We start from the raw sequence: 20,793 nt of genomic DNA on the forward strand, positions 1-20,793 counted from the left end.
TCCTTTTACTTTTTTGATCTGAATTTATTGATGGCGTTTTTTGTAAACGTACCCAGCACCAGTTTCCCGCTGATGGCCGCCCTTTCCTTCAGCATTTCATCCCAGTGCTCGGTCCCCTTCCAGAATATTTTTTTCATTTCAGCCATCGCTGCCGGGTTTGAATGAGCCAGGGTGTCTGCCAGTCGGTAAACGGCCTCGTCCATGTTTTCGATACTATCGTGTACTTCAGCAAACAGTCCTTTTTTTCTTGCCCACTCGGTATTGCGCCAGTTGCCGGCATCAATGGCCAGGGCGCTGAAGGCGGATGTTCCGATCTTTCTTTCCACCGCCGGACCAACCACGAAGGGTCCGATACCAACAGCCAGTTCACTTAATTTTATCTCGGCGCCGGTGGTTGCTATTGCATAGTCAACGGCGCTTGCCAATCCCACTCCGCCACCAACACATTTTCCCTGGATGCGGCCAATGATGAATTTGGGGCATTTGCGCATGGCGTTTATCACATGCGCAAAACCACTGAAGAACTTCAATCCTTCTGCTTCGGTTTTAATGCCAACCAGTTCATCGAAACTTGCACCGGAACAAAATGTTTTTTCCCCCGCGCTTTTTAAAATGATGACCCGCGTATCGTCATGGGTCCCGGCAAAATGAATTTCCTTGGCCAGCTCTTCCAGAATCTTACCGGGGAGGCTGTTGCTCTGCGGATGAAAGAACTCAATGGTATTGATGCCGTGTTCAATATGGGATCTTACGTAGGCTTCCATAAAACTGATTTTCGTAACAAAGCTATAAAACCGGGACCAGTTTTCATTCGCCATATAAAATTATCTTTGACAGCATGAAACGCCTGGCTGTATTACTGCGGTTTGTCAGATCCAAGTTTTATCTGAACAAAGAAGAGTATGAAAGCGAAACCATTGCTGAAATAAAAGAAGGAGCGTACTTCAGCGGCCATAATTTATGGATCCTCGGTTTCGCGATGGTGATCGCCTGCATTGGATTGAACACAGACAGCATCAGTGCTGTGATCGGGGCCATGCTTATCTCTCCCCTGATGGGCCCCATTGTGGGTTTTGCATTTGCGCTGGCTGTTAATGATGCCGGGCTGAAAAACAAAAGTATCCGTAACTGGCTTTGGATGACCATAATTAGTTTACTGGCTTCGGCGTTTTTTTTTCTCATCAGCCCCTTTGATAATAATACAACAGCGCTCTCTTCCTTTCAAAAAGCCTCCATTTTTGATGTACTGCTAGCTTTTTTCGGAGGGATGGCGGGCTTTATTGGCATCATAAAAAAAGAAGGCATCAAGGTAATTGCCGGGGTGGCCGTTGCCACAGCCTGCATGCCACCTCTTTGCACTGCGGGGTTTGGTATTGCTCACCTGGATTTTCAGTTTTTCATCGGGGGGCTTTATTTCTATCTGATCAACTGCCTCTTTATAGGATTGGCCACTTTTTTACTTACCCGGTTTACGGGCTATCATATAAATAAAGAAGTTCCCCGGTTCAGGCAAACTGCAAACTGGCTTTGGACATTATTCATAGTTGCCATGATCGTTCCGGCTTCTTATATTGCCTATAAAAAATGGAATGAAGAGCATACGAAAGAAAGATCAATCATGGTTACAGACAAGCAGCGCATTGAAGCGCTGGAGAAGAAAGTATTGTACCTGGACTCTTTACTTCAGTACAAAAAAAAGTAGCTGGTGGCTATCCTCCTTTTCTTGCCACCATCGTTAAAATGGTTGCCACACCGGTTATCTCTCCCGTTTCATCGATCATTTCCACCAGCCACTTCACGATCCCTTTGTCAATATCATCACCCCGTTTAATCCCGATATCTATCGGGACGGGTTTTTCGATCACCCGTTTATCGTTAAGCAGTTTCTCCTTACAGGTAAAGCGGATATGAATTTCGGCGCCGGGATACACCGGTTTGGTGAACCGCAATTCGTCGATGCCGTAATTCAGCAGCACCGGGTTCTTTTCATAACTGTCAACGAACAGGCCTGCGGCAATGCTCATGATGAAATAACCATGCGCCACCTGTTGCTCAAACATGGTACCATTAAAATCCGTTGTTTTTATATGCGCATAAAAATGATCGCCGCTCAGGTCGGCAAAGCGGTCAATATCCTCTGATGTGATCACCCTTTTCGCTGTTACGATCTGGTCTCCTATCTGCAATTCCTCAAAATATTTCCGGAACGGGTGCTTGCCCGGGTCTTTTCCTGCGGCATATTGCTGGTAAACATGGGTGATGGCCGTGATGGTTGTTGGCGAACCCTGCAAAGCGGTCCGTTGCAGGTAATGTTTCACTCCACGCAATCCACCCATTTCCTCACCTCCTCCTGCACGGCCGGGGCCCCCGTGTACCAATAATGGCAGGGGAGAACCATGACCGGTGCTTTCTTTTGCACACTCATTATTCAGCACCAGTATTCTTCCGTGGTGCGTTGCTGCACCAACAACATATTGCTGTGCAATTTTATGATCGGCTGTAACAATGGTAGAGCATAGGCTTCCTTTACCAAGTTTGCTCAAGGCAATGGCATCCTCCGTTCTTTTATACGGCATGATGGTACTTACCGGGCCAAAGGCTTCCACCTCATGTACTTCTTTTGTATCAAAAGGCTTTTCGTTCATCAACAATAGCGGTGACATGAAAGCCCCTTTGGCCGCATCGGCATCCACCACATTCACGCTATCCAGTGAACCATAAATAATTTGTGAGGAAGCCAGCAATTTCTGCACCTGCTCCTTTACTTCGTTGCGTTGTGTTTGCCCGGCCAGCGAACCCATTCTTACTTTCTCATTCAACGGGTTGCCGATGGTTGTTTGAGAAAGCGAAGCGGCGATCGCCTTCCATACCTCTTCCATTTTATTATCCGGAACAAATATCCTGCGTATGCCCGTGCATCGTTGTCCGGCCTTCAGTGTCATTTCTCTTCGTACTTCTTTGATAAAGATGTCCCATTCCGGTTCAGCGGGTGTCACATCTTCTCCCAGTACAATGCAATTCAACGAGTCTGCTTCCATATTAAAAGGAACATTCTCCCTTAAAATATGGGGGTTCGATTTTAATAATAATCCGGTTGATGCCGAACCGGTAAACGTCACCACGTCCTGCGAGGTAACGTGATCAAGCAGGTCCCCGGCGCTGCCGCATAGTAATTGCAGGGCGCCTTCGGGCAGGATCTTCGATGCAATGATCTCTTTCACCACCGCTTCGGTCAGGTAGCTGGTAACCGGGGCGGGCTTTACAACAGCCGGCATGCCTGCCAATAAGTTCACGGCGATCTTTTCAAGCATGCCCCAGACCGGGAAATTGAATGCATTGATATGAACCGCCACGCCCTCCCTGGGTACCAGTATATGTGTGCCCATGAATGTATTGTTCTTGCCCAGGTTGTGGCTGTCGCCGTCAATACAAAAAACCTCGTTGGGAAATTTCCGGCGAAGGGATGCGTTGGCAAAAAGATTCCCGATGCCGCCTTCAATATCCACCCAGCTGTCGGCTTTGGTGGCGCCGGTCTGGTAAGAGATACGGTAAAATTTATCAAGGTGATTTCTCAAATGCATTGCCAGCGCCTTCAGCATGTTGCCCCGCTCGTGAAAGGTCATTCTGCGCAGGGCGGGATTGCCAACCGCTCTTCCGTATTCAAGCATCTGCTTAAGATCAAGTCCTTTTGTGGAAGCGCTTGCGATGGGTTCGCCGGTTACGGCATTATATAATGGTTGTCCTTCCCCGTCCCCGGTGATCCATTTGCCGGCGATATAATTCTCCAGTTTCATTCGTTGCTGTTTTCCCTGCTAAGGTAGAGTAAAAACAAAAGAGGCTTTACGCCTCTTTCTTAAAATTATTTTACAGCAGGCCGAACTGCCTCAGGTGATGTGTTACGTGCTTAAAATGCAACAACACCCACTCTTCAAAATTCAGTTCGCCAAAAACAGGATGCGTTGTTTTTTTCCCGGGATTCTCCCGGAAGTAGTTTTCAAAGTTCCCTATGGAGGCGGCAAGTCCGTCAACAGCCTCCTCCATGTTTGCACAACGCAGGGGGTATGGCTCTTCGCCAACAATATTCACCGGCGCTTTTGTATTTTCCCTGAATTGTTTGTCGCTTAAAAGAAATTCTTTGAATTTAGGCAGGTGCTCAACCGGTGTAACCAGGTCGAATTTTATTTTTTCGGTTGATACGTTAAAGAAGTCTGCCACGTGTTCCGCCATCTGCTGGCCATTCATCTTACCCCATTTACCGGAAGCGTTTGCAGGCAGGGTCTTTACCCTTGGTATGACGCCTGTCTTTAAAAAATGGAGTTTTTCCGTATCCATATGAATTTTTTGTGCCCTGTCATCCTGAGGAACGAAGGATCTCCTGATCAGGATCGTTTGCTTAACCTGAGATCCTTCGTTCCCCAGGATGACAATCATTCAAAACAGAACACTACCCTTTCATCTTATATGACTGCCGGGATCGTCAGGCCCTTTTATCGATCTCTTTGCAGAGCCTCCCGAAAATTTCATCAATGGTTCCTTCCCCCTTTACCATCTCCACTTTATCAAACTGTTTGTAATAATCGGCCACAACAGCGGTCTTGTTATGATATTCGGTGATCCTTGCCCGGATCACGCTTTCGTTGTTGTCATCGCTCCGGCCGCTTGTCTCTCCCCGTTTCAGCAACCGCTTTATTAATTCTGCTTCACTTACTTCCAACGCAAGCATTACGGCGATGGGGGCATTCTTTAATTCCAGCAGTTTATCCAGGGCTTCTGCCTGGGTGGCGGTCCGGGGAAATCCATCAAACAAAAACCCCTTCGCATTCGGGTTGGCATCCAGGGCAGAACTGATCATGCCGATCACCACTTCATCCGGAACCAACTGGCCCTTATCCATAAAATTCTGTGCTTCTTTACCCAAGGGGGTCTGGCGGCTTATTTCGCTGCGCAGCAGGTCACCTGTACTCAGGTGCTTTAAGCCATATTTTGCAATCAGTTTTTCGCTTTGTGTTCCTTTGCCGCTGCCGGGAGGACCGAATAATATCAGGTTAAACATATTGGTTGCTATCGGTATGAAGATAGCAAATATAACAATCGTGCTTTAAATATTCTTCAACAGACGGCTTTATCTGTTCAAAATCTTAAAATTGGTTTATTTCGTACATAGAGAACTATTAATAACGAAATTTGTTGAACCAATGATGAGACCGGTCTTCTATATCATACTGATTTTTGCAGCCATTTTATCCGGCTGTGCCGGCCCATCCGTGAAGCCAACTAAAAAAATAACCATGGACAGCGCTAAAAAAGACAACCCCATTTATTCCAATACCGATTCCGGAAAAGTGAATATGAGTAATGATGAATGGAGAAAAGTATTGCCTTCTGATGTATATGCCATTGCCCGTGAAAAAGGTACCGAAAGAGCTTTTACCGGTAAATACTGGGAGCATAAAGAGGTGGGCACTTATTATTGTGCCGCCTGCGGCAACCCGCTTTTCAACAGCAATGGTAAGTTTGAAAGCAATTGCGGCTGGCCAAGTTTTTTTGAGCCCATCAATAAAGGAAGTATTATTTATGCACCGGACAACAGCTATGGCATGAAGCGTACCGAAGTGATGTGCGGCCGGTGCAAAGCCCACCTGGGCCATGTTTTTGAAGACGGTCCGCCGCCCACCGGACTGCGCTACTGCATCAACTCGGTTATCCTTGATTTTGAAAAGGCAAAAGATGCCGCAAAAGGGTTTGAAGAAAAGAACGAAGTAAAAAACAAATAACCCCGGCCGTTCATACATTTCATTTGTGGCTACGGTGTTTTTTTTGCACCTTCATTGTTCAATTCTTTTGACAATGAAAAAACTAATTGCTGATGCAATACGCCTGGTGCTTATCCTGTCTTTTAATGCGGTCCGTGCACAAAAAACCACGCTCTCGCAATTTAAAAACCTGAAGCCCCGTAATATCGGCCCGGCTGGCATGAGCGGCCGTATCACCGCCATTGATGCCGTGGTGGCCAATCCGAATATCTTTTATGTAGGGGCTGCCAGCGGCGGGGTATGGAAAACAGAGAACAGCGGTCATTCGTGGGCCCCTGTTTTTGATGATCAGCCTATCCAGAATATAGGCGCCGTCTCCATTCAGCAATCGAACCCCTCCGTGGTATGGGTAGGAACGGGAGAGGGCAACCCGAGAAATTCACTGAACCTGGGCGGCGGTATCTATAAAAGTTTAGATGCCGGGAAAAACTGGAAGAAAATGGGGCTCGACAAAACCATTTGCATCCACCGGGTAGTGATCGACCCCGTAAATCCCAACACGGTTTATGCTGCAGCCATCGGCAATCCATATGCTGAACATCCTGAACGGGGTGTTTTTAAAACAACAGACGGAGGAGAAACATGGAGTAAGATCTTATATGCAAATGATACTACCGGCTGTGCCGACCTGGTGATGGACCCTTCGAATCCAAATAAGCTCATCGCGGCCATGTGGCAGTTCAGAAGAACTCCCTGGAATTTAAAGAGCGGTGGAAAGGGAAGCGGCCTGTTCATTACGGTGGATGGCGGGAAAAACTGGAAACAGCTGGGTAAAGAAGATGGATTGCCCGATGGACAACTTGGAAGAATTGGTATTGCATTCAGCCGGAGCATGCCTTCCAGGGTTTATGCAAAAGTGGAGGCCACAAAGAATGGTTTATATAAAAGTGATGACGGGGGTTTTAAATGGACGCTGGTAAACAGCGATGCCACCCAGGTCACAGACCGGCCATTTTACTACCAGGAAATTTATGTGGATCCCAAAAATGAGAACAGGATCTATGATGTACATTCTACCATCACATTCAGTGAAGATGGCGGCAAGTCCTTTTCCACGATGATCCCTTATTCGGGCATCCACCCCGATCACCATGCCTGGTGGATCAACCCCGAAGACCCCAACCTGATCATTGAAGGCAATGATGGAGGTATCGGCATATCCAGGGACCGTGGCAAGACCTGGGTATTTGACGAAAAAATCCCGGTCGGCCAGTTCTATCATGTGAATGTGGACAATGAGATCCCCTACAATGTAATGGGAGGCATGCAGGACAACGGAAGCTGGCTTGGGCCGGCCTATACCTGGACCAACGGCGGCATCCGCAATTATTACTGGAACAATGTGGGTGGAGGCGATGGCTTTGACGTAATGCCCGATCCCGAAGATCCATCCTGGGTTTACAGCATGAGCCAGGGAGGAAGCGTGGGAAGAAGGAACTGGAAGACCGGCGAGAGCTGGTTCATCAGGCCTCCGGCGCTTGATCCAACCCTGAAGCTTCGTTTCAACTGGAATTCAGCCATCGCACAGGACCCGTTTGATAAAAAGACCATTTATTACGGCAGCCAGTTCTTGCACAGGAGCAATGATAAGGGAGTGAACTGGGATATTATTTCACCCGACCTGACTACAAACGACTCGGTAAAAATTGCCGCCTACCAAAACACCGGCGGATTAACCCTTGACATCACCGGGGCTGAAACACACTGCACCATACTTGCCATCGAGCCTTCGCCAAAAGAAGCCGGTACCATCTGGATCGGTACTGATGATGGTAATGTTCAGCTTACAAGGGATGGGGGAAAAACATGGACAAGTTTCCGCGGAAAGATCCCGGGCATGCCGCTGGGTTGCTGGATACCGCAGGTAAAAGCATCGGCGCATAATGCAGGGGAGGTTTTTGTGGTGGCCAACGACTACCGGCGTGGCGATATGAGACCCTATATCTTCCGCACAACCGATTACGGAAAAACATGGACGAGAATGGTTGATGAGAACAAGGTAAGGGGGTATGCTTTGTGTGTGATACAGGATCCGGCAGAGCCGAATTTGATCTTTGCCGGAACAGAGAACGGGCTTTGGATAAGTTTTGATAATGGCGGTTCATTTGAACAATTCAAAAACGGTTATCCCTCTGTATCCACCTATGATCTTGCCATCCAGGAACGGGAAGCCGACCTGGTGATCGCAACTTTTGGCCGGGCATTATGGGTATTGGATGATATCAGGCCGTTGCGGAAAGCAGCATCCAATAAAGGAATGAAGTTCACTAACCCGGTCACCGTTTTCGCAACAAAAGATGCATACCAGGCACAATACAAAGCGGCCACCGGTTATGAGTGGAGCACCTATGGTTTGTACGACGGGGAAAACAGGAGAGGGGGCGCTCCCGTTTCCTTCTTTATCAATAAACCCGATTCTGCGGGCAGGCAACAACCGGCTGCAGCTCCTGCTGAACAACCTGCCGTAGCTGCCCAGCAGGGTGGTGGCCGCGGAGGCCGTGGCGGAGCCGGACAAGGCGGTCCGGGTGGCGGCGGAAGAAGAACAGACAGCGCCATGGTAAGGATCTACAATTCCGGTAATCAATTGATCAGAACATTACGCTGGGCCGTTGATTCCGGCTTTAACAGGATGTATTGGGGCATGGAAGAAAAAGGATTCCGGCAGCCCGGTTCCCCAAAACCCCAGCCCGGGGCTCCCGAGCCCGGTGGCCTGCAGGTATTGCCCGGAACCTATAAGCTGGTGATCAGCTATGCAAGAAGTTCAGATTCCACATTCATTACGGTAAAGGACGATCCACGACTGGGTAACCGAAACGATATAAAACTGGCGCAGCGGAAAATGGCCGACCGCCTGAGAAGGTCTGCTGATAAACTTACAACCGGGATGGACCAGCTTACTGAAAGCGAAGAGCTGCTTACAAAAATGCTGGCGCAATTAAAAGGACTGGAAGGAAAAGAGGTTGATTCGTTGAGAAAGTCAACAACCAAAATGCAAGATGAGATAAAATCCATCCGGGAGTTCATCAGCGGTAAAACAAGTACCGCCCAGGGCATTACAAGAAGTCCCGAGCAAACGGTAATGACCTCCCTGCAAACTGCGCAGCAATCCATCGGCAGTAAAGCGGTTGCACCGGGACCCCAGGTGGAGATCCTTATTGGGAATGCAGAGAAAGCAGTAAAGGATGCCCTTGAAAAAATCAATAATTTCTACAGCGATTCCTGGAAGAAATACAGAAGTTTGGTAGAATCAACACCGATAAAATTATTTAAAGATTATAGTCCGTTATAACCCGGAATATCATTCTGGATTATTGTTGATTTGAAATAGAAAAGCTTGATTTGTCCGTTCTGTGATGAACAAGGTTATAAAGCCGGGCCTCCCTCTCCTTCGGAGAGGGAATGAGGGTGAGGCTGGGCGTCTTACCGCCAGCAGGTGGAAGGAACAAAACTGAACCTGTTTAAGGATTATTAGGTTATAGAATAATACGGCTACCAGGTCCCGTTTTGAAAAGCAGCTAAAAATTAGCTGCTTTTTTTTATATTTATAGAGCGTTCCCTGCTAAACATATGCTGCCTCCTCACTTTATTATTAAAATGATCAAGGATGTACAAATTTTTTATCCTGGCGGTTGCAGTAGCCGTTACCCCCCATTCCCGGAAGATCCCTGTTATCGAATTTAATGTCAACAACACAGCTCAAAAGCAGGTAAGTTTTTTTTCCTTCAAGAACAGCTTCCCAACCAATTTTTGGGAGACCGGGAAAAAACAGGCGGTTGCCTGGTCACCGAACTGGCTGGAGATGGCACAGGAAAACATCCGGAAAAGCGAATACCATTTCAAATGGGAAGAAACGTATAAATCCTGGTGCACACCCAACCGGAAAAACAACCTCCGTTTCTTCTATGATGAGACCGGTTTTGTTGCTGAACCCAGAACAACCCAAATACCTGTCGGTGAAATTGATCCCCTTAAACGTTCCGATGAAATTACATACAGGCAAATTCCTGGCTGGAAAATAAAATTTATCCTTGATAAAAAACAAGTTGGCAAGGGAGCCTGGACAGTTGCGGATAACAAAGCTGAATTCATTACGGATAATATAACCGTTCAGTACATCAATAACGACGAAGGCATGCGGCAGAATTTCATCGTGCATTCTCCTTTGTCAAAAACTGATGAACTGAAAATAAATTTCCGTATCAAAACAAAACTGAAGGCTTTTTTACGCGGTAACCAGTTGCAGTTCTTTCATAAAAGATCCGGCCATGTTTTAAACTACGACCGGTTAAAGGTTTGGGATGCCAAGGGCAAACCGCTGGAAGCAAGGTTTAAAAAAAATAAGAACAACCGGTTTTCGATCAGCGTGTTTACCACAGGTGCCGTTTACCCGGTAACCATCGACCCCATCAGCTCCACGCCCAACAGTACACACGATGACGCAAACCAGGCAAATGCGTTTTTCGGCACCAGCGTTGCCAGTGCCGGTGACGTGAATGGTGACGGGTACAGCGATGTGATCATCGGGGCAAATGATTTTGATGACGGGGCAAATGTGGATGAAGGCCGGGCCTTTGTATATCATGGTTCTGCGGCTGGTTTATCGGCAACTCCCAACAGTACACCCGATGACGCCAACCAGGCCGGTGCCTCTTTTGGGATCAGTGTTTCCGGTGCCGGCGATGTGAACGGAGATGGATACAGCGATGTGATCATTGGGGCATCCCAGTACAATGATGGGGGAAATTCAAATGAAGGCCGGGCCTTTGTATATCATGGTTCGGCGGCCGGGTTAGCTGCAAGTCCCAACAACACGCCAGATGATGCAGACCAAATTGGCGCCTATTTTGGATGGAGTGTTGCCGGTGCCGGGGATGTGAACGGGGATGGGTTCAGCGATGTGATCATCGGGGCCTGGCAATATGATGATGTAGCAATTACCAATGAAGGCCGAGCCTATGTTTATCATGGTTCGGCGGCCGGGTTATCGGCAACCCCAAACAGTACGCCCGATGATGCCAACCAGGCAAATGCCGCTTTTGGATTCAGTGTAGCTTCTGCCGGGGACGTGAACGGGGATGGGTTTAGCGACGTAATTATAGGTGCCTATCTGTATGATGATGGGGCAAATGGCAATGAGGGTTTGGCCTTTGTTTATCATGGTTCGGCGGCCGGGTTATCGGCAACACCAAACAGTACGCCCGATGACGCTAACCAGGTGAGTGCCGGTTTCGGATGGAGCGTGGCCAGCGCCGGGGATGTAAATGGCGACGGATACAGTGATGTGATCATCGGGGCATGGCAATATGATGACGGCGCAAATCTTAATGAAGGCGGCGCTTTTGTTTATCATGGTTCGGCGGCCGGGTTATCGGCAACGCCAAACAACACCCCTGATGATGCCGACCAGGGGGGCGCTACTTTTGGAAATGAAGTAGCCTGTGCCGGGGATGTGAATGGCGACGGATACAGTGATGTGATCATCGGGGCACCCAATTATGATGACGGCGCAAATACCGGTGAAGGACGGGCCTTTGTTTACTATGGTTCGGCAGCCGGGTTATCGGCAACACCCAACAGTACGCCGGATGATGCCAACCAGGCAAACTCCTCCTTCGGAAACTGCGTTGCCAGCGCCGGGGATGTGAATGGCGACGGATACAGCGATGTGATCATCGGGTCTTACTTTTTTGATGACGGGGCAAATACCAATGAGGGAAGGGCCTTTGTTTACCATGGGTCGGCGGCCGGATTGTCCTTCTCCCCCAACAGTACCCCCGATGATGCCAACCAGATAAGCGCCTATTTTGGCTGGAGTGTATCTTCGGCCGGCGATGTGAACAGCGATGGATTCAGTGATGTGATCATCGGGGCCTACAGCTTTGACGATGGGGTATTTACCGGTGAAGGCAATGCATTTATTTATCATGGTTCAGCCGCCGGGTTACCAGCAACCCCCAACAGCATTCTTAATGATGCCGACCAGAATGGCTCCCAGTTTGGGAGGAGTGTGGCCTGCGCCGGAGATGTGAACGGCGACGGGTACAGCGATGTGATCATCGGCGCTTCCTTTTATGACGGTAATTTTGTAAACGAAGGGTGGGCGTTCGTGTATCATGGTTCGGCGGCTGGTTTATCGGCAACGCCCAACAGCACCCCTGATGATGCCGATCAGTTGAATGCCGTATTTGGAGAAAGCGTGGCTTCTGCCGGTGATGTAAATGGTGATGGGTACAGCGATGTGGTTATCGGCGCTTATTTATTTGATGATGGGGCAAATACAGACGAAGGCCGGGCCTTTATTTATCATGGCTCGGCCGGCGGGTTATCAGCATCACCCAGCAGCACCCCCGATGATGCCAACCAGGCAAGCGCGAATTTTGGTCGCAGCGTAGCCGGGGCGGGGGATGTGAACGGCGATGGGTACAGTGATGTGATCATTGGCGCCCCAGAGTATGATGGTACTTTTTCAGGCGAAGGCCAGTCCTTTGTTTATCACGGGTCGGCGGCAGGTTTATCAGCTACTCCAGACAGTAGACCCGATGATGCTGACCAGGCAAACGCGAATTTTGGTTTAAGCGTAGCCGGGGCGGGGGATGTAAACGGCGATGGGTACAGTGATGTGATCATCGGGGCTTACTTATATGATGACGGGCTTAATCCAGATGAGGGTTGGGCTTTTGTTTATCACGGATCTGCCACTGGTTTATCTGCCATGCCCAATAGCACCCTGGATGACGCCAACCAGGCAATTGCCCGTTTTGGCCGCAGCGTAGCCGGGGCCGGGGATGTGAACGGAGATGGGTACAGTGATGTGATCGTTGGGGCTTATTTATATGACGATGGTATTGCTACCGATGAAGGGCGGGCCTTTATGTATCACGGTTCTGCTGCCGGTTTATCTGCCTCACCAAATAACACACCGGAAGATGCCAACCAGGCGAATGCTTATTTCGGGGCAAGCGTTGCATCCGCCGGTGATGTGAACGGTGACGGGTACAGTGATGTTATTATCGGGGCCTATACCTTTGATGATGGGCCAACGGTTGACGAAGGCCGGGCTTTCCTGTACAATGGAAATGATTCCACTTCCAACAAACGGAACAACCTCCGGCTTTACAATACCAACCTTACAACCCCCATCAACAGCACAAATTTCATCAACGGGAATTTTGGCGCAGGACTTTTCGCCCGGTCATTTTTAGGAAGGGGCAAGGGTAAACTGGTTTGGGAGACCCGCATCAATTACAACGCCTACAGCGGCAACCCCATTACCAACAGCACCCTCTTTACTGCACAACAGGGCACTTATACCAACCTGGGCCTGGCGGGTGTGGAACTGAAGAATATTGTTGCCAAGCTTCTCGGCAGCGGCATTTACACCAAAATCAGGGCCCGGGTTAAATATGATCCCGTTACCGCCATCACCGGCCAGGTATATGGTCCCTGGCGTAATGTTTCTGCGGTTATTGATGGCAACAGCCTTGGTGCCTTACCCATTGAATTAATTTCTTTTGATGCCGCCTGGTTGCAAAAAGGCAAAACGGCTAAAATTAATTTCACCACAGGTAAGGAATCCGGTATCTGTTGCTTTGATATAGAAAAAAGCTACGATGGTTTTACTTTCTATCCCATCGGTTCGCTGCAGGCAAGAAATGCTCCGGGTGTGATGTCCTACGGTTTTATTGATAATTATGCCAACGGAAAAAAACAATTCTACCGCATAAAAATAAAGGGAAACACCGGAAGGGCCGAATACAGTAACATCCTGCTGTTACAAAATAATGGCGCTACAGAAATCCTGGTCTTCCCGAATCCAACAACAGATGTATTGCAATTAAAACTAAACGGGGCTTATGATAAAATGAATGTGCAGGTGGTAAATGCCTCCGGTCAGGTGGTAAAACGGTTCAATGGCCTTTCTGCATCCGGCCAGCTGGTAACAATTCCTGTACATCATTTACCGGCCGGCCAGTACTGGCTGCGGCTGGAAAGCGCTGAAAACAAACAGGTGCTTCGGTTTGTGAAACAATAAAGACTTTTATTACTATCATCCTCTTGCCCCTCTCCCTTGGAGAGGGGTTTGGGGTGAGGTTGCCCTTTTTATTCTTTGCCAAACACCCTTTAAATTTTACTTTTGCTCCTTAACCTTCTTCCCTTTATCAACAGGCATTAAACGTATGAGCAAAACCAAACTAAGTCACCTCGCAGAAACACTGCAGGCATCAGAGATCGTAAGGCTGGGAGCCACCATCAAGGAAAAGATAAAGCAGGGTGAACGGATCTACAATTATACCATCGGCGATTTTGACTCCTCCATATTCCCTATCCCGGCTGAACTGGAGCAGGATATCATAGATGCTTATAAGAACGGCTATACCACATACCCCGCTGCCGAAGGAAACCTGGACCTGCGGGAAGCGGTTGCGGCATTCATCTCGGAAAGGGAAGGACTACAATATGCGCCCAACGAGATCCTCATCTCTGCCGGCGGCCGTCCGTTGATCTATGCCTTATACCGTGCAATCGTAGATAAAGGAGATAAGGTGATCTACCCGGCACCCAGCTGGAACAACAATCACTATGTTCACTTCACCGAAGCGCAGCATGTGATGATTGAAGCGAAGAAAGAAAATAATTTCATGCTTACGGCCGGCCAGATCAAAGAACATATTGCCGGCGCCACCCTGCTTTCCCTGTGTTCGCCGCTGAACCCTACCGGAACCACGTTCAGCAAAACGGAACTGGAAGCTATTTGTGACCTGGTGCTGGAAGAAAATAAAAAACGCAGCGAAGGAGAAAAGAAATTATACCTGATGTACGACCAGATTTACTGGACGCTTACGTTTGGTGATACGGTTCATTATAATCCCGTTTCACTTCGTCCTGAAATGAAAGCATACACCATTTTTGTGGATGGCATCAGCAAATCCTTTGCGGCCACCGGTGTACGTGTGGGCTGGTCGATGGGCCCGGCAGAAGTGCTGGTGAAAATGCGTTCCATCAACAGCCACGTGGGTGCATGGGCTCCCATGGCTGAACAAAAAGCACTTGCAGTCTTTTTATCCAGAACAGAGGCCATCAATAAGTACTTTGTACATTTTAAAGCTGAAATAAATGAACGTCTTCAAAAGATCTATGGTGGTTTTCAGCAGTTAAGAAAAGATGGGTTTCACGTAGACGCTGTATCTCCCGAAGCAGCCATTTATCTCACCATCCAGATCGACTATGCCGGTAAAAAAACCGCCGATGGAAAAATACTGACCACACAGGCTGATGTAACTTCTTACATACTGGACGAGGCAAAGCTGGCCGTCGTTCCTTTTTATGCCTTTGGTGCAAGCACCGGCAGCAGCTGGTACCGGTTAAGTGTAGGAACCTGTAAAAAGGAAGAGATCGATGAAATGCTGGGGATGCTTAAAACAGCTCTTCAGAAATTAAGTTAATGATCAGTTTTTGCAATTCAGGAAAACAAAGGGTTTCAATTCCCGTTGCCGGATCAGTTTGCGCAGCTGTAAAGGATTATTGATGATCCGGTATTTATTCAGGTCTATAATTTCGTGAGAAACAATTAAATTATCAATACCCTCAATGGTATACAGCAACTGGTGCAGTTGCTCCACTTCATGCTCAATTGCTTTTTGAGTCATGATCTCATGATTGAACAAAACAAGTAAGTCCCTGTTTGGATTGTTCATAGACTGGGGGATTTTGCTGCATTATTTGTATCCAACCATTCCCTGCTTATTCGGGCATCCGCATTGGCTTTTCTTTGAAGAAGAACAACCAGCAGTGATCATCAAGCCGGCAATAATCAGAACGAATAATGCTTTTTTATTTATTTGTTGCATACTTTCAAGTTACCAAGTTAAACTATTTTCAGAAAACTTTATTGTTTTCGTTTAATGAAAGAGAAAAAAATTAACAACCCGGTTGTACTGGTCGCTCCCCTGGATTGGGGGCTTGGCCATGCAACACGCTGTGTGCCAATTATAACCCAACTGCTGGAGGAAAAATGCCGGGTCATTATTGCCGCTTCCGGATCCGGGAAAATCCTGTTGCAAAAGGAGTTTCCCGGGTTACTGTTCCTCGAATTAAGGGGCTACGGGGTCAAATACAGCCGCAGCGGAGCAGGAATGTCCCTTAAGCTGTTTTTGCAGGTTCCCGGGATCCTCTCCGCTGTGTACGCCGAGCACGGGTGGTTAAAGAGAATCATTAAAGAATATGCTGTTGATGCCGTGATCTCTGATAACCGGTTTGGCCTTTTTTGCAAAAATGCTTTCTGCATCTATATCACACACCAGTTAAAAATAAAGACCGGGGGAAGGTTCACAGAATGGCTGGCCCGGAAAATTCATTATTGGTTCATCAATAAATTCAACGAATGCTGGGTGCCGGATACGGAAAAAGAAAACGGACTGGCCGGTGAGCTCTCTCATCCAAAAATAGCACCCGTTGTTCCGGTGAAATATATCGGCCCATTATCGCGTTTTGAAAAAAACAGCGTTGAAAAAAAATATGACCTGGCTGTTATCCTATCCGGACCTGAACCACAGCGTACCGTTTTTGAAGAATTGGTATTGAAAGACCTGGGTACTGTTGCTGGCAATATTATCCTGGTAAGGGGGGTGCCGGGCGGCCCTTCTTTGAAAATAAATTTTCCGGCTTCTGTAGAAATAAAAGACCATTTAACCAGCGGCGAACTGAACCGGGTCATCCTGCAATCCCGGTTAATTGTAAGCAGAAGCGGCTATTCAACCATTATGGACCTGGTGAAACTTCAGCAAAAAGCCATTCTTGTTCCTACGCCCGGCCAGACAGAACAGGAGTACCTGGCTGGTCATTTATCCCAACAAAGAATATTCTGCTGTACCCGGCAGGCTGATTTTTCTTTATCCGCTACGGTAACCGACGCCGGTGGTTTTCCATTTGCCGGGGTTGCTATTCCGCAAAACACCTACAAACAGTTTGTTGAAAATTTTGTTGACAGGATCCGGAATGCTTAGTAATAAAGATGGGTATACCCGGCTTTTAGTATTTTCAGATCAAGTATTATTGAATGGCCGGCAGCGTACCACTCATCGCTTTTCACCAGGCTCTCTTCCGGCAGTTCATTCAACTGCACCGGAAGGGCGGTACTGGTAATGACCCCTTTCCGTATCCCGGGAAGTTTATGAGATCCTGTTGCATACCCGATCCAGGTTCTTTGTCCGTTTAGAACAGCAAAAACATTTTTATAGAACCGGCCCGGTCTCTTCTGCAAAAAAATGTGTACAGGAAAACCCAGGATGAAGAAAACGGACGTGATGATATCCAGCAGCCGCTTATTTCGCCGGTTAACCGGTTTTGCTATGTTATACTTTTTCCCGGCGGCAACATAATCGCCGCTCAGGTTTCTGCTGTCGCTGCCCACAATGCTTTTGCTGCCCGAAGCGTGGAATTTATTCCGGGTGGAAGCCGGCAGGTTTTTAATGATGCCGATCATTTCTTTCACACGCAGGCCATTCTCACAAAAGATCACTTCCTTAATGCGGTACTTTTTTACCAGGGAAGGCAACTGTTCAATATTACCCAGGGCTGTTCCGGGTCCGGGTAAGTGAGGCTCCACCCTCCCCAGCACCCGTTCCTGCATTCCGGCGTTTGTCATCAGTTCACAAATTGAAACAAAATCCTTTTCGCCCGCTACCACGATCGTTTGCCGGCGCTCCTCCTCTTCATTGTCTGTTTCCAGTAACCGCCACCGGATAAAAAGCTGCCGCAGCAGATTCATAATTACAAACGCCAGCAATATCCCAAAAACCAGTATGCCTCTTGAAAAGCGGACGCTTTCCGGCAGTAACCCGTATCCGCTCAGGATAAATAACGCTGCAATTATTGTTGAACGCACCAGTTGCGAAATTTTATACCCTTTATCATAGAGCCCGGAGTAATATGCCAGCACCAAAAAAACAACCGTGAAGACCGGGAAGGCGATCTGCAATATATTGGGGGAATAATTCACATCCTGGCGGATATAGGTGCTCCAGAAGTATTTTATTATCCAGAAGCTGGTCAAAATAATGCCCGCGTCCAGTATCGGCAACCCCGCCTTTTTAAGAACATTGGCCATGGCAGCAAGCCCGGCCCGTATCACGATTCCCGCCTGTATCAAAAAGGTAAACAATGTTGCCTTACTGCCACTGTAATGCTTCTTTACAAACAGGCTCATGGCAGAATAGAACATACGCACATAATTCATGCTTCCCCGCCTGGTGCTTTCTCCCTTAAAGTGAATGATGCTGCTTCCGGCAAAATAATGGTTCTTATAACCGGCACGCTGTATCCGGTAGCTCAGGTCAACGTCTTCGCCGTACATAAAAAAACGTTCATCGAAATTTCCGATCTCATTCAGGATTCTTTTGGGTATCATCATAAATGCGCCTGCCAGAACATCCACTTCATGGTTTTCGTCTTCAGAAAGATTCCCCAGGTGATATCTTGCAAATGTTCTTGACCGGGGAAACAGCACGGACAAGCCAGATAATTTGTACAGGGATGTCAGCGGAGAAGGAAACGCCCGTTTACTTTCTTTTAAAAATTTTCCCGAACCATCGACCATTTTTATACCGAGCGCCCCGGGCGTCTCCAGGGACCCGAGGAAACGGAGACAGCTTTCCAAACAATCTTCCGGAACCAGTGTATCGGGATTTAAAAATAAAATAAACTCTCCCCGGGCAATGTCTATGGCCTGGTTATTGGCTTTTGCAAAACCCGCATTCCGGTCGTTCCATATGAACCGCACTTCCGGGAAAGCGGGTTCCAGGAAATCCCTGCTTCCGTCCGTTGAATTATTGTCCACCACTATGATCTCGGCCTCTATGCTCCTGCATGCTTTTTGGACCGCATACAGACACTGTTCCAGGAAATATTTTACGTTATAGTTTACTATGATGACCGACAATCGCATATTCAAATATAGTAAAGAAGCCTTTGTATCTTTGCGGCATGTTAAAAACAACACTACTGAAGGCCGTGGAGGCCGGCGCCGTGGAATTAAGGCGTTATTTTAATAACGATGACCTTAAGATAAGCAACAAGGAAGGTATCAATAACTGGGTTACCGAAGCCGACCATGCTGCAGAAAAAGCGATCATTGATGTAATAAAAGCAGATCATCCCGATCACTTTATATTAAGCGAGGAGGTGGGAGAGATCGTGACCGGCAGCGAAGTGAAGTGGATCATTGACCCCATTGACGGTACCATCAACTTTGCAAGCGGCATCCCCATTTGTGCGGTAAGTATCGGGGTGGAAAAAAACGGCGAGATGATCCTGGGCGCTGTTTATAATCCTTTTATCAATGAATTGTTTTTTGCAGAAAAAGGAAACGGTTCTTTTCTGAACGATAAAAAAATAAGCGTTAGCAGGAAAACAGAGGTATTACACAGCTGTCTTGTTACCGGGTTTCCTTATACCTACCTGGATATGGAAAACGGGCCGCTGCAGGTGTTTGAGCGCTTTGTGCGCAAGGGCATTCCCGTCCGCAGGCTGGGCAGTGCGGCGATCGACCTGTGCTGGGTGGCCGCCGGAAGATTTGAAGGCTTTTTTGAGCACAGCCTCAGTCCATGGGATACTGCGGCAGGTTATTTGATCGTGGAAGAAGCCGGCGGAAGGGTAACTGATATGGAGGGGAATAAATATTCCCCTTATCAAAAGAAACTGGTAGCAACCAACGGCTTTATTCATGATGAGCTGATCGAAGTGATACACAACAGGAAGCAATTGGGCTAAGAGACCAAAAAAGCGAAAGGGGTAAGCGAAGTTTTCTCTTTCAACCCCTTTTCTCATTTACCCTCTTAGCAAAAAAAAAATATTACATGGAACAAAGAACAGAGATATCAACACTGGGTGAGTTTGGCCTGATAGACCACCTGACCCGGAACAATGAAACAAAGAACGCATCCACGATCGTAAGCGTGGGAGATGATGCTGCGGTGATCGATCATTTTGGCAGGCAAACAGTGGTAAGCACCGATCTGCTGGTTGAAGGAATTCATTTTGACCTGATGTATACCCCGTTGAAGCACCTGGGTTATAAATCCGTTGTTGTAAACCTCAGCGACATTTATGCGATGAATGCCACACCAACCCAGATCCTGCTGAGCATCGCCATCAGTAATAAATTCAGCCTGGAAGCGCTTGATGAATTTTACGAAGGGGTTTATGCCGCCTGTGAAAAATACAACGTTGACCTGGTTGGCGGAGATACCACATCATCCCAACGGGGCTTCATAATTAGCATTACCGCCATTGGTGAAGTGGCCCCCGATGGCTATGTGAAACGGGATGGTGCAAAAGTGAATGACCTTATTTGTGTAAGCGGCGACCTCGGCGGCGCTTTTTTGGGATTGACCATTTTAGAACGGGAGAAAAAAATATTTGAAGAAACCGGCGCCCAGCCCGACCTGGAGAACAGGGCCTATATCATTGGCCGGCTGCTGAAGCCCGAGGCAAGAAAGGATGTGATCGAATATTTTTCAGAAAACAATATCATTCCCACCAGCATGATAGATATAAGCGACGGCTTAAGCAGCGACATGCTGCACATCTGCAAACAAAGCAACGTGGGCTGTGTCTTATATGAGGACAAACTCCCGGTTAACGAAGACTCCAAGGATTTTGCCTATAAACTGGAACTGGACCCGACCGCCTGTGCATTGAGCGGCGGCGAGGATTATGAAATGCTGTTTACCATTTCGCAGGCGGACCATGATAAGATAGCCGCCAACAATGGCCTCAGCATAATTGGCTATATTACGGAAGCCCGGGAAGGAAAAACGATCATTACCCGCGGCGGAAATAAACACGAGCTGGTTGCGCAGGGGTGGAATCACCTGAAATAAACCCTTTATAACCCAACACAACCTGTCGCAAGCTGAAAATGAAATTTGTAATTAACATTCTTACCCTTTTTACCGGTTCTGTTCTTTTTTTCCTGCGCACC

General features: G+C 47.8%; 14 protein-coding genes. 8 read left to right on the forward strand and 6 right to left on the reverse strand.

The window, feature by feature from the left end:
• Positions 1–5 precede the first annotated feature (5 nt).
• Complete coding sequence (locus IPJ02_10080; GenBank protein ID MBK7375883.1) at positions 6–764, reverse strand: enoyl-CoA hydratase/isomerase family protein; 759 nt, start codon at positions 762–764, stop codon at positions 6–8.
• 74 nt (positions 765–838) lie between these two features.
• On the opposite strand from IPJ02_10080, the gene IPJ02_10085 reads away from it, so the two are divergent.
• Positions 839–1,702 (forward strand): DUF389 domain-containing protein, encoded by an 864-nt coding sequence (locus tag IPJ02_10085; GenBank protein MBK7375884.1) that lies wholly within the window; start codon positions 839–841, stop codon positions 1,700–1,702.
• A gap of 7 nt (positions 1,703–1,709) precedes the next feature.
• On the opposite strand, the gene paaZ is transcribed toward IPJ02_10085, so the two are convergent.
• From paaZ to IPJ02_10100, 3 genes are all read right to left on the reverse strand, one after another.
• Positions 1,710–3,794, reverse strand: a complete 2,085-nt coding sequence (paaZ, locus tag IPJ02_10090) for a phenylacetic acid degradation bifunctional protein PaaZ (protein MBK7375885.1) — start codon at positions 3,792–3,794, stop codon at positions 1,710–1,712.
• Positions 3,795–3,864: 70 nt separating this feature from the next.
• Positions 3,865–4,332 carry a DUF1569 domain-containing protein gene (locus IPJ02_10095; GenBank protein MBK7375886.1) on the reverse strand — a complete coding sequence of 156 codons (468 nt, stop codon included), beginning with the start codon at positions 4,330–4,332 and terminating at the stop codon, positions 3,865–3,867.
• Positions 4,333–4,477: 145 nt separating this feature from the next.
• On the reverse strand, positions 4,478–5,053 hold the full coding sequence (locus IPJ02_10100; protein MBK7375887.1) for an adenylate kinase: 576 nt from the start codon (positions 5,051–5,053) through the stop codon (positions 4,478–4,480).
• Positions 5,054–5,288: 235 nt separating this feature from the next.
• Between IPJ02_10100 and msrB the strand changes: the two genes are divergently transcribed.
• From msrB to IPJ02_10120, 4 genes are all read left to right on the forward strand, one after another.
• Positions 5,289–5,774 carry a peptide-methionine (R)-S-oxide reductase MsrB gene (gene msrB, locus IPJ02_10105; protein MBK7375888.1) on the forward strand — a complete coding sequence of 162 codons (486 nt, stop codon included), beginning with the start codon at positions 5,289–5,291 and terminating at the stop codon, positions 5,772–5,774.
• A gap of 73 nt (positions 5,775–5,847) precedes the next feature.
• On the forward strand, positions 5,848–9,102 hold the full coding sequence (locus IPJ02_10110) for a hypothetical protein (protein ID MBK7375889.1): 3,255 nt from the start codon (positions 5,848–5,850) through the stop codon (positions 9,100–9,102).
• A 315-nt stretch (positions 9,103–9,417) separates the two neighbouring features.
• Positions 9,418–13,845, forward strand: coding sequence for an FG-GAP repeat protein (locus IPJ02_10115; GenBank protein ID MBK7375890.1), 4,428 nt, complete (start codon positions 9,418–9,420; stop codon positions 13,843–13,845).
• 145 nt (positions 13,846–13,990) lie between these two features.
• Positions 13,991–15,256 (forward strand): aminotransferase class I/II-fold pyridoxal phosphate-dependent enzyme, encoded by a 1,266-nt coding sequence (locus IPJ02_10120; protein MBK7375891.1) that lies wholly within the window; start codon positions 13,991–13,993, stop codon positions 15,254–15,256.
• A gap of 3 nt (positions 15,257–15,259) precedes the next feature.
• Here the strand turns inward: IPJ02_10120 and IPJ02_10125 are convergent, their stop codons facing one another.
• A complete protein-coding gene (locus IPJ02_10125; protein MBK7375892.1) occupies positions 15,260–15,508 on the reverse strand; it encodes a hypothetical protein in 249 nt (82 codons plus the stop codon).
• 207 nt (positions 15,509–15,715) lie between these two features.
• On the opposite strand from IPJ02_10125, the gene IPJ02_10130 reads away from it, so the two are divergent.
• Entirely contained in the window at positions 15,716–16,816 is a 1,101-nt protein-coding gene (locus tag IPJ02_10130; protein ID MBK7375893.1) for a glycosyltransferase, read from the forward strand.
• On the opposite strand, the gene IPJ02_10135 is transcribed toward IPJ02_10130, so the two are convergent.
• Positions 16,813–18,756, reverse strand: a complete 1,944-nt coding sequence (locus tag IPJ02_10135; GenBank protein ID MBK7375894.1) for a glycosyltransferase — start codon at positions 18,754–18,756, stop codon at positions 16,813–16,815. The two genes, IPJ02_10130 and IPJ02_10135, sit on opposite strands and share 4 nt — an antisense overlap.
• A gap of 38 nt (positions 18,757–18,794) precedes the next feature.
• Between IPJ02_10135 and IPJ02_10140 the strand changes: the two genes are divergently transcribed.
• Complete coding sequence (locus IPJ02_10140) at positions 18,795–19,580, forward strand: inositol monophosphatase (GenBank protein MBK7375895.1); 786 nt, start codon at positions 18,795–18,797, stop codon at positions 19,578–19,580.
• Between the two features lie 86 nt (positions 19,581–19,666).
• The gene (thiL, locus tag IPJ02_10145; protein ID MBK7375896.1) at positions 19,667–20,692 is read left to right on the forward strand and encodes a thiamine-phosphate kinase; all 1,026 of its coding nucleotides are present in this window, start codon (positions 19,667–19,669) and stop codon (positions 20,690–20,692) included.
• Positions 20,693–20,793: the final 101 nt, after the last annotated feature.

It is taken from the genome of Chitinophagaceae bacterium (genome assembly GCA_016710165.1).
In the GTDB taxonomy this organism is placed as follows: domain Bacteria; phylum Bacteroidota; class Bacteroidia; order Chitinophagales; family Chitinophagaceae; genus Ferruginibacter.

Coding starts and splice junctions, on each gene's coding strand:
- thiL (MBK7375896.1), top strand. CDS start 19,667: ATGGAACAAAGAACAGAGATATCAACACTGGGTGAGTTTGGCCTGATA.
- IPJ02_10100 (MBK7375887.1), bottom strand. CDS start 5,053: ATGTTTAACCTGATATTATTCGGTCCTCCCGGCAGCGGCAAAGGAACA.
- paaZ (MBK7375885.1), bottom strand. CDS start 3,794: ATGAAACTGGAGAATTATATCGCCGGCAAATGGATCACCGGGGACGGG.
- IPJ02_10095 (MBK7375886.1), bottom strand. CDS start 4,332: ATGGATACGGAAAAACTCCATTTTTTAAAGACAGGCGTCATACCAAGG.
- IPJ02_10110 (MBK7375889.1), top strand. CDS start 5,848: ATGAAAAAACTAATTGCTGATGCAATACGCCTGGTGCTTATCCTGTCT.
- IPJ02_10120 (MBK7375891.1), top strand. CDS start 13,991: ATGAGCAAAACCAAACTAAGTCACCTCGCAGAAACACTGCAGGCATCA.
- IPJ02_10140 (MBK7375895.1), top strand. CDS start 18,795: ATGTTAAAAACAACACTACTGAAGGCCGTGGAGGCCGGCGCCGTGGAA.
- IPJ02_10135 (MBK7375894.1), bottom strand. CDS start 18,756: ATGCGATTGTCGGTCATCATAGTAAACTATAACGTAAAATATTTCCTG.
- IPJ02_10085 (MBK7375884.1), top strand. CDS start 839: ATGAAACGCCTGGCTGTATTACTGCGGTTTGTCAGATCCAAGTTTTAT.
- IPJ02_10080 (MBK7375883.1), bottom strand. CDS start 764: ATGGAAGCCTACGTAAGATCCCATATTGAACACGGCATCAATACCATT.
- msrB (MBK7375888.1), top strand. CDS start 5,289: ATGGACAGCGCTAAAAAAGACAACCCCATTTATTCCAATACCGATTCC.
- IPJ02_10125 (MBK7375892.1), bottom strand. CDS start 15,508: ATGAACAATCCAAACAGGGACTTACTTGTTTTGTTCAATCATGAGATC.
- IPJ02_10115 (MBK7375890.1), top strand. CDS start 9,418: ATGTACAAATTTTTTATCCTGGCGGTTGCAGTAGCCGTTACCCCCCAT.
- IPJ02_10130 (MBK7375893.1), top strand. CDS start 15,716: ATGAAAGAGAAAAAAATTAACAACCCGGTTGTACTGGTCGCTCCCCTG.